Genomic DNA, 1,519 nt, shown 5'->3' on the forward strand with positions numbered 1-1,519 from the left:
TCCGGACGACTGGGCCGAGATGTCCGCAGCGATCATCGCGCATGTCCAAGCCGGTTGAAGCAGCATAGGCTGGTTTGACGGACAAGGCTAACCGCAACAGGCGTGCCGCATGGTAGCGGCCACCGACAATCCAGGAAACAGACGAGCAAAAAATGTCCCTGACACTTCATTTCCATCCGCTGGCCTCCTTCTGCTGGAAGCCGTTGATCGCGCTGTACGAGAACGCCACGCCGTTCACGCCTGTCATCGTCGACCTTGGCGATGCTGAATCGCGCGCGGCCTGCCTGAAGATCTCGCCGGCCGGCAAGATGCCGGCGCTGCGCGACGATGCGCGTGGCCGTACGGTGCTGGAATCGAGCATCCTCGTCGAATATCTGGCCGCGCACTATCCGGGGCCGGTCGACCTCGTTCCCGCCGAGATCGACATGGCGTTGGCCGTCCGCCAAGCTGACCGTTTCTATGATTTCTATGTGCAGGAGCCGATGCAGAAGATTGTCGGCGACCGGTTGCGTCCCGGCGACAAGACCGACCCGTTCGGCGTCGAGCAGGCTCGCGACCGGTTGCGCAATTCCTACGCCATCATCGAACACGACATGCAGTCGAAGATCTGGGCGATGGGCGACAGCTTCACCATGGCCGATTGCGCAGCCTCCCCCGCGCTGTTCTATGCCAACAAGGTCGAGCCGTTGGGCGACAGGTACCCGGCTGTGAAGCGCTATCACGACCGCCTGCTGCAGCGCCCCGCCTTCGCTCGGGTGATCGGGGAGGCGCAGCCCTACTTCAAGTTCTTCCCCTACAACAACGGTTGATCGGGTCAGGCTTCCCAGAACTGATCGAGCCAGATGTTGAGTTTGAGGAAGCCAGTGCCGCTCACCGTATAGACGCGCCTTGTTCCTTCCGGCTTGGCGTGGACCAGGCCGGCATCGAGCAGCACTTTCAGATGTTGCGACACGGCTGGGCGCGAGACCGGCAAGCCGGCGGCCAGTTCGGTGACGGTTTTCGGGCCGCGGCGAAGTTCTTCCAGAAGATGGCGCCGGTTGGGATCGGCAATCGCCATGAAGGCGTCGGAAAACATCATGCCTGTATTAGTGAGGCAAAGCCTTTCGAATCTCAACCGTCTGCTTCTGCTTTTCTTCTGGGATCAAGCCGCAATGCTTCCGGGGTGACCGAACGGTCGGCCGGCTGCGTCTTGAAGGCGTCACGATCCCCGATCGGCACCGGCGCGCGGCGGCTGATGCGCAGCAGCGTGTAGCCCGCCAGGCAGAGATGCGCGAAGGCGGTCGCCAGGAACAGACCTTCCGGGCGCATCCAGCCCATCAGGGCAGCCGCAAGCAAAGGTCCGATCATCGTGCCGAAGCCATAGAGCAGCAACAGCCCGCCAGATACCTTGACGAAATCCTCCGAGCGCGCGTGGTCGTTGGCATGCGCCACGGCGATGGAATAGAGCGTATAGGCGAAGGCGCCATAAGCGGCGGTGAAGACGATGACGAAGACGCCGGAGCGTGGCTCGAACAGGAAG

The 1,519-nt window shown here is 62.2% G+C and carries 3 protein-coding genes; 1 reads left to right on the forward strand and 2 read right to left on the reverse strand.

Features of this window, described 5'->3' with window-relative positions:
* The first annotated feature begins 152 nt into the window (after positions 1-152).
* Positions 153-809, forward strand: a complete 657-nt coding sequence (locus EN932_RS35840) for a glutathione S-transferase family protein (protein ID WP_127369266.1) — start codon at positions 153-155, stop codon at positions 807-809.
* A 5-nt stretch (positions 810-814) separates the two neighbouring features.
* On the opposite strand, the gene EN932_RS35845 is transcribed toward EN932_RS35840, so the two are convergent.
* Both EN932_RS35845 and EN932_RS35850 read right to left on the reverse strand, forming a co-directional pair.
* Positions 815-1,078, reverse strand: a complete 264-nt coding sequence (locus EN932_RS35845) for a metalloregulator ArsR/SmtB family transcription factor (protein WP_013529232.1) — start codon at positions 1,076-1,078, stop codon at positions 815-817.
* A 32-nt stretch (positions 1,079-1,110) separates the two neighbouring features.
* A partial coding sequence (locus tag EN932_RS35850) for an MFS transporter (RefSeq protein WP_164890842.1) occupies positions 1,111-1,519 on the reverse strand: 409 nt, incomplete at its 5' end.

Origin of the sequence: Mesorhizobium sp. M7A.F.Ca.US.002.01.1.1 (assembly GCF_004022955.1) — a bacterium.
Classification (GTDB): Bacteria; Pseudomonadota; Alphaproteobacteria; order Rhizobiales; family Rhizobiaceae; genus Mesorhizobium; species Mesorhizobium ciceri.